Genomic DNA, 7,585 nt, shown 5'->3' on the forward strand with positions numbered 1-7,585 from the left:
TGGCCGCCTCGCGGGTGCGGACCTGCACCTGGCCGCCCAGCCGCGCGGAGGCGTCGTCCCAGACCACGCCGACGAGGGAGAAGGGCCGCACCCTCCGTGGCGCGACCCCCAGCGCGGCGCCGGACGACATCGCCGCGCCCCGGTCGAGGCCGCCGCCGCCCAGTGGGAGCAGCGGCAGCGACTGGGTGCCGCCGTCGACTGATTCTGTACGGCCCTCGCGGTCCGCGCGGGCGGGGGCCGGGTTGAGGATGAGGGGGAGAGCGAGGGCGGCGGTGCACGCGACGCCGATCGAAGATGCCAGAAATGCACGCATGAGAAAAATACTGGACATAACACAACAAACCTGTCCATTCGAGAAGGGTGAGACGGGCCCGGAATCCGGTGTCCCCGGCCCCGCGCACCGCCCCTGGCGCGCCCCGGCGCCGCGTACCCTGGCGCCGATGAACGCTACCGATCACACCCCCGCCGACCTGCTGCGATCCGCGCTCGCCGCGGATCCGGCGCGTCCGCTTGTCACCTTCTACGACGACGCGACCGGCGAGCGCGTCGAACTGTCCGTGGCCACCTTCGCCAATTGGGTGGCGAAGACCGCGAATCTCCTCCAGGGCGACCTCGCCGCGGCGCCCGGCGACCGGCTGGCGCTGCTGCTGCCCGCCCACTGGCAGACCGCGGTGTGGCTGCTGGCCTGCTCCTCCGTGGGCGTGGTGGCCGAGGTGGGCGGCGATCCGGCCGCCGCGGACCTCGTGGTCAGCGGCCCGGACACGCTGGAGGCGGCGCGCGCCTGCTCCGGGGAGCGGGTGGCGCTGGCGCTGCGCCCCCTGGGCGGGCGGTTCCCGCAGCCGCCGGAGGGCTTCACCGACTACGCCGTGGAGGTGCCCGGCCAGGGCGACCGCTTCGCGCCGTACGCGCCGGTGGATCCGCACGCCCCCGCGCTCACCGTGGCCGGTCTCGAGCTGACGGCCGCGGAGCTGGTGGAGCGGGCGCGCGCCGACGCGGCCGGGCGCGGGCTCGGCCCCGGCTCCCGGATGCTGTCCGGGCTGCCGTACGACACCTGGGAGGGGCTGTCGTACGGGCTGTACGCGCCACTGGCCACGGGCGGCTCGGTGGTGCTGTGCCGCCATCTGGACCGGCTGGACGAGGGCCGCCTCGCCGAGCGCCGGACCAGCGAGCGGGTCACCGCGACCGCGCCGTAGCCGCCACTCCCCGGAAGAAACCCCGCCGTCCCCTGACCCGTCCGGCGGACCCGTGGGCCGAGCCCACGGGCTCCGCCGCCCGCCCCGCGCGATGATCGACGCTACGTACAACCATGTGCGGGGTTCGCATGTCTGTTCCGGTAATCACGGCCCCGGCACGGGCCGATGCCGCTCCTCCCGGCCGAGGAGGTGGACGGGTGGGAGGACGCAGACGTGACGGCGGAGAGCACCGCGGAGAGCACCGAAGAGACACCGAAGCGAAGACGCCGGGGCCGCTGGCTGCGTCTGTTCGCGCTGGCGGTGGCCCTGCTGGTGCTGTCCGGGGCCGGGGTGGGCTGGTGGCTCTACGAGCGTCTGGACGGCAACATCAAGACCGACACCCGCACCGCCAACGAACTGCGGAAGTACGCGGCCGAGCGGCCGGTGGCGCTGGTCAGGGACGCACAGAACATTCTGCTCATCGGCTCCGACAACCGCGGCGGCAAGGGCAACGGCAAGTACGGCAAGGACACCGGCACCCAGCGCTCGGACACCACGATCCTGCTGCATCTGCAGGCCGGCGGGAAGAGCGCCACCGCCGTCTCCATCCCGCGCGACCTGATGGTGGACATCCCCAGCTGCACCCGGGCGGACGGGAAGCGCGGCAAGGCGAGGTTCGCCCAATTCAACTGGGCGTTCGAATTCGGTGGGCCGGCCTGCACGATCCGCACCGTCGAAAAGCTCACCGGCATCCGGGTCGACCACCACATGATCGTGGATTTCAGCGGCTTCAAGAAGATGGTCGACGCCGTCGGTGGCGTCGAGGTGTGCCTGAAGGACCCCATCGCCGACGACGAGGCGCATCTGCGGCTGCCCGAGGGCCGCCAGGTGCTCCGCGGCGAGCAGGCCCTCGGCTATGTCCGGGCGCGCTACAGCATCGGCGACGGCAGCGACACGGAGCGCATCGGGCGGCAGCAGGAATTCCTCGGCGCGCTTGTGAAGAAGTTGCAGAGCAATGGTGTGCTGCTCAATCCGACCCGGCTGTATCCGGTGCTCGACGCCGCGACGTCCTCGCTGACCACCGATCCGGGCCTGAGCTCGCTCAAGGACCTGTACGACCTGGTGCGCGGGGTGCGGCACATCCCACGCGACAAGATCCGGTTCCTCACGATTCCGCGGCAGCCCTACACCTACGACCGAAACCGCGATGAGCTGGTCCAGCCCGACGCCGACCGGCTGTTTCGGCAACTCCGCCTGGATCACCCGGTGTCGGTGGCCAAGACGGTCACCCACGCCTCCGGCGACGACCCCAAGAGCGGGAAGTCCACACCGTACGAAGGAACCACCGCGGCACATGACATGTGCCGATAAAAGCTCCAAAGGGTACGCTCAACGGTTCTCAACGGTTCCTCAAAGATCTAGAAAGGATTGGGCAGATTGCCCAGTTGTAGGGAAGTGGAATTTGTCACCGGCGTCGCTTGACGCTGAACTGGGCGGATAGTGTGAGCGATCCAGTGCGCTTACCAGGTGGCCGCGCACTACCTTTTGACGATCGACCGGTGCGCCTTGAGGGGGAGGCGCCGCGTGGCACCAACGGAGGACTCAGGGGACCGTGGACGCGCAAGGCCATGGGCGAGCGGACGATTTTGATCCCGCCGATCAGTGGGTGTTCGACCCGAACACCGGCAGCTATGAGCTGCGGCTGAATCCTGCCGAGGATTCAGCGGATATCACCCCCGAGGACCGGCCGGCCCCCAGATCCAGGAGCCGTCGCCGCGCCGAGCCCGAGCCCGAGCCGCCGCCGACGCCGTCGCGCGGCCGCCGGAGGGCGGCGGGCAAGCCGGAGAAGCCGACGGGACCCACCAGCCGGCGTAAGCCGAAGCCGAAGAAGTCCAAGGCGAAGAAGGCGCTGTACTGGACCAGCGGCACCCTCGCCTTCATCCTGGTCGGCGGGTCCGTCGCGGCGTACCTCGTCTACCAGCACCTCAACAACAACATCAAGAAGGTCGACGTCGGCGAGAACAACGCCGCGGTCAGCGACGGCCCGATGAACATCCTGGTCATCGGCACCGACAAACGCGACGGCAAGGGCAACGAGGGGTACGGCGACGCGGGTAGCGTCGGCCACGCCGACACCACCCTCCTCTTCCATGTCTCCGCGGACCGGACGAACGCGACCGCGCTGAGCATTCCGCGCGACATGATCACCGACGTCCCGCAGTGCACCACCAGGAAAGACGGCACCAAGAAGACCATCGACGGCGAGGACGGTGTGCGCTTCAACACCAGCCTCGGACAGGAGGGGCGCGACCCCAGCTGCACCTGGGCGACCGTCGAGAAGATCACCGGGCTGGAGATCAACCACTTCCTGATGGCGGACTTCAACGCCGTCAAGACGCTCTCCAGCGCCGTCGGCGGGGTCGAGGTCTGCCTGGGCAAGGACATCGACGACCCGAAGTCGCATCTGAAGCTGAGCAAGGGCCGGCACACCATCGAGGGCGAGCAGGCCCTGGCGTTCGTACGGACCCGGCACAGCGTCGGCTTCGAGAGCGACCTGGACCGGATCAAGCTCCAGCAGCAGTTCCTCAGCTCGATGATGCGCAAGATGAAGTCGAGCGGCACCCTGACCAGTCCCTCGAAGATGTGGGACCTGGCCAACTCCGCCACCAAGGCGCTCACGGTGGACACCGGTATCGGCACCGTGAACAAGCTCAAGGACCTGGCGCTGAACCTCAGCAAGGTCGATCTGAAGAACGTCACCTTCGTCACGGTCCCCGTGGTCGACAACACCGACGGCGCGACGGTGAAGCTCGACGAGGCCAAGGCGGAGCCGCTGTTCGCCATGGTCAGGCAGGATGTGTCGCTGACCGAGGTGAAGAAAAAGGAGAAGGCCGACAAGGCCAAGGAGGCCGCCAAGCTCAAGGGCCCCAAGGCCGACCCGGCGAACGTCCGGGTGAAGGTCCTCAACGGCAGCGGAAAGATGGGGGCGGCCCAGGAGACCGTCGACTGGATGCAGAACACCGAGGGGATGCTCCGCTCCAGCAACGGCGGAAACGCTTCGGCGAATCTGAAGAAGACGACGCTGGAGTACGCCCCGAACCAGGCCGACCAGGCGCGCCGTCTGGCCGACAGCATGGGGCTGCCCGGCTCCGCCCTCAAGGAGGGCACCAAGGACGCCGCCCCCATGGCGGAGATGACCCTCACGCTCGGCGCCGACTTCAAGGGCGCCGGTACACCGATCACCGCTCCGGCAAAGGCGCCGAAGGACATTCAGAGAGTCGAAGCGGACGACAAGAGCGTCTGCGCGAAGTAATCACCGCCGGCCATCGGAGCACTCTCACCCATCGGGCCGGAACCATTGATGAGCAGGGGAGGCCGGGTGCGGCAGAGCAGTGTGCGGGGGGAGGGCTCCCGTCGGCGGGTGCCCGAACCCCGCGACGGAGGCGGGGACCGCGCCCCGCGCGAGGAGAGCGGCGCAGCCGCGCCGCATGACGCCGAGCGCAGGGGCGGCGAGGCCAGAACCCGCGAGGGCGCCGGAGCCGGGGACACCGCGAGTGCCGCCGGTGCGGGGGCCGGCGGCCGTGCGGAGTCCCGGCGCGCCGCCCGTGCCGAATCCGCGGGCGGCGGGCGCCGCCGCAAGGGCAAGGGCCCGCGCCGCAAGAGGAGCAGAGGTGTGCGAATACTTCGCTGGACCGCGCTGACCCTGGCCGTGCTGATAGTCGGCGCGGCCGGCGCGGGCTATCTCTACTACGAGCACCTGAACAGCAACATCAAGAAGGCAGAGCTCGACCTCGGCGACAGCAAGCTCAGCAAACCCGAGCCGAACGCCGCGGGCCAGACTCCCCTCAACATCCTCCTGATCGGCCAGGACAGCCGTAACGACAAGGAAAACCTCAAGCTCGGCGGCGCCAAGCAGGACGTCGGCCGCAAGGGGCTCGCCGATGTGGAGATGCTGGTGCACGTCTCGGCCGACCGCAGCAACATGACGGTGATCAGCATTCCGCGCGACACCCGGGTCACCATCCCCAAGTGCACCGACCCGGAGACCGACGAGGTCTACGCGAAGAAGACGTTCGCGCCGATCAACGAATCGCTCACGCACGGCGGACCCGGCTGCACGGTGGCCACCTGGAAGGAGCTCACCGGCATCTACATCGACCACTTCATGATGGTCGACTTCAAGGGCGTGGTGGACATGGCGGACGCCATCGGCGGCGTCCCGGTGTGCGTGGACAAGAACATCTACTCCCACGACAGCCGGGGCCACGGCTCCGGTCTGCGGCTGGAGAGGGGCACCCACCCGGTCAAGGGCGTCCAGGCCCTCCAGTGGCTGCGTACGCGGTACGGCTTCGAGGACAACACCGACATCGGCCGGGCCAAGGCCCAGCACATGTACATGAGCTCCATGATCCGGCAGCTCAAGTCCGGCACCAAGCTCTCCGACCCGGGCAAGCTGATGGACCTGGCCGAGGCCGCGACCAACGCGCTGACCGTCGACCATGGCCTGGGCACCGTCAAGAAGCTCTACGACCTGGGCAACGACCTCAAGCGGGTGCCGACCAAGCGGACCACGATGGTCACCATGCCGTGGGAGTACCGCAACGACGGCGAGTACGTGGTGCCCAAGCCCGGCGACGCCGAGAAGACCTTCTCGCTGATCCGCAACGACACCGCACTGGACGGCAAGGACAAGAAGAAGAAGGACAAGGTCCCGGCCCCCAGCCAGCCCAAGGGCGAGCTGCCGGTCATCGTGCAGAACGGCACCGGCTCCACCGTCCTGGGACCGGTCGGCGGCCGGGCCGGCGTCATCACCGGCGAGCTGATCCGGCTCGGCTACGCCGGCGCCGACGCCAACCAGGAACTGACCTCGCAGGCCGACACCACCATCAGCTACCCGGGCGAGGCCAAGCAGGGCGACGCGCTGGCCGTGGCCAAGGCGCTGGGGCTGCCGAAGAGCGCGGTCAAGGAGTCCAAGTCGGTCACCGATGTGACGCTGGTGGTCGGCAACGACTGGCGCGAGGGCACGGCCTTCCCGAAGTCCGCGGCCGACGACGAGGACAAGGCGCCCGAGATCGCGGACAAGACCAACGGCGAGGATGAGAAGTGCATGAGCGTCAACGACGGCTACACGTTCTGAGCACGCGCCGCTGAGCAGGCCGAAGGGGCCGGATCCAGGTTCGCCTGGATCCGGCCCCTTCGGCGTACGCGTAACCGGGGTGGGCTACTGGCTCGCCGTGACCGCCGGGCGACGGCTGGCGATGACCTTCCTGGCCAGCGAGCGCGGGCTGGTGAGAAAGCCCCAGCCCCACGACATGTGCATGGTCGCCAGCGCCACCGGGATCCGCAGCCGGGCCTTCAGCGGCAGCCCCTTGCCGGCCGGGACGGAGCCCGCCGCGATGGCCGCCAGATAGCCGCCCGGCACCAGCAGCCCCCACGGGGTCAGCGCGGCACCGACCACGACGCCCGCCGCGATGGCGACGACGGCGGTCGGCGGCGCCAGATAGCGCAGATTGATCGAGCCCTGGTGGAAGCGGGCCACCACATGCCGCCAGCGGCCGTAGTTCCTGTACTGCTTGCCCAGCTCCCGCACATTGGGGCGCGGCCGGTAGGAGACCTTGAGCTCGGGCGAGAACCAGATCAGCCCGCCCGCCTCGCGGATCCGGAAGTTCAGCTCCCAGTCCTGGGCCCGGATGAACTCCTCGTTGTAGCCGCCCTGCTGCTCCAGCACCTCACGGCGGAACACCCCGAGGTACACGGTCTCGGCCGGGGCCGCCTCACCGCCGGTGTGGAAGGCGGCGTTGCCCACGCCGATCTTCGAGGTCATGGCGGCGGCGACGGCGCGCTCCCAGTCGTTCTCGCCCTCGGCGTGCATGACGCCGCCGACGTTCTGCGCGCCGGTCTCCTCCATGAGCCGCACCGCGGTCGCGATGTAGTTCGGCGAGAGCATGCCGTGGCCGTCGACCCGCACCACCACCGGATGGCGGGACGCCTTGATCGCGGCGTTCAGGGCGGCGGGGGTACGGCCCGTGGGGTTGGGGACCGTATGCACGCGCGGATGCTCGCGCACCAGCTCGGCGGCGATCTCGTCGGTGCGGTCCGTGGACGGGCCGAGGGCGATCACCACCTCCAGTTCCCCGGCGTACTCCTGCTCCAGGATGTGCCGGACGGAGTTGCGCAGATGACGTTCCTCATTGAGCACCGGCATGATCACGGAGACGGCCGGGAGCTGATGCGGGGGCATGGCACCTCGGGGATCGGGGGGAGGCCCCCCAAAAGCTGCGGTTGTCGAATTTCGAGAGGCCACGTTACCGCGAATGGGGGACACCGGAGCGCGCCGCCCGGGTGGCAGCGGGCGGGGCGGGCGGCGTGGGGCCGCCGCGCCGCTCATCGTATGGACCTACGGTGTCCGCGGT

5 protein-coding genes and 1 pseudogene are annotated in these 7,585 nt (G+C 69.5%); 4 read left to right on the forward strand and 2 right to left on the reverse strand.

All coding sequences use genetic code 11. The annotated features are described in order from the left end of the window. Positions 1-313, reverse strand: a pseudogene (locus tag CCN51_RS36130) (N-acetylmuramoyl-L-alanine amidase); the annotation flags it as partial. 127 nt (positions 314-440) lie between these two features. Between CCN51_RS36130 and CCN51_RS36135 the strand changes: the two are divergent. From CCN51_RS36135 to CCN51_RS36150, 4 genes are all read left to right on the forward strand, one after another. Next, entirely contained in the window at positions 441-1,193 is a 753-nt protein-coding gene (locus CCN51_RS36135) for a TIGR03089 family protein (RefSeq protein WP_014177086.1), read from the forward strand. 165 nt (positions 1,194-1,358) lie between these two features. After that, positions 1,359-2,543, forward strand: coding sequence for an LCP family protein (locus CCN51_RS36140; RefSeq protein WP_014177087.1), 1,185 nt, complete (start codon positions 1,359-1,361; stop codon positions 2,541-2,543). A 241-nt stretch (positions 2,544-2,784) separates the two neighbouring features. Then, entirely contained in the window at positions 2,785-4,485 is a 1,701-nt protein-coding gene (locus tag CCN51_RS36145; RefSeq protein WP_014177088.1) for an LCP family protein, read from the forward strand. A gap of 66 nt (positions 4,486-4,551) precedes the next feature. Next, positions 4,552-6,309 carry an LCP family protein gene (locus tag CCN51_RS36150; protein WP_238545386.1) on the forward strand — a complete coding sequence of 586 codons (1,758 nt, stop codon included), beginning with the start codon at positions 4,552-4,554 and terminating at the stop codon, positions 6,307-6,309. A gap of 84 nt (positions 6,310-6,393) precedes the next feature. Here CCN51_RS36150 and CCN51_RS36155 read toward each other — a convergent pair whose 3' ends face one another. Further along, positions 6,394-7,413 (reverse strand): glycosyltransferase family 2 protein, encoded by a 1,020-nt coding sequence (locus tag CCN51_RS36155; RefSeq protein ID WP_014177090.1) that lies wholly within the window; start codon positions 7,411-7,413, stop codon positions 6,394-6,396. Positions 7,414-7,585: the final 172 nt, after the last annotated feature.

Origin of the sequence: Streptomyces milbemycinicus (assembly GCF_002154605.1) — a bacterium.
Classification (GTDB): Bacteria; Actinomycetota; Actinomycetes; order Streptomycetales; family Streptomycetaceae; genus Streptomyces; species Streptomyces milbemycinicus.

What these genes read in the sequence shown, in the direction of transcription:
- CCN51_RS36155 (WP_014177090.1), bottom strand. Translation starts at nt 7,413, where the DNA reads ATGCCCCCGCATCAGCTCCCGGCCGTCTCCGTGATCATGCCGGTGCTC.
- CCN51_RS36140 (WP_014177087.1), top strand. Translation starts at nt 1,359, where the DNA reads ATGCCGCTCCTCCCGGCCGAGGAGGTGGACGGGTGGGAGGACGCAGAC.
- CCN51_RS36135 (WP_014177086.1), top strand. Translation starts at nt 441, where the DNA reads ATGAACGCTACCGATCACACCCCCGCCGACCTGCTGCGATCCGCGCTC.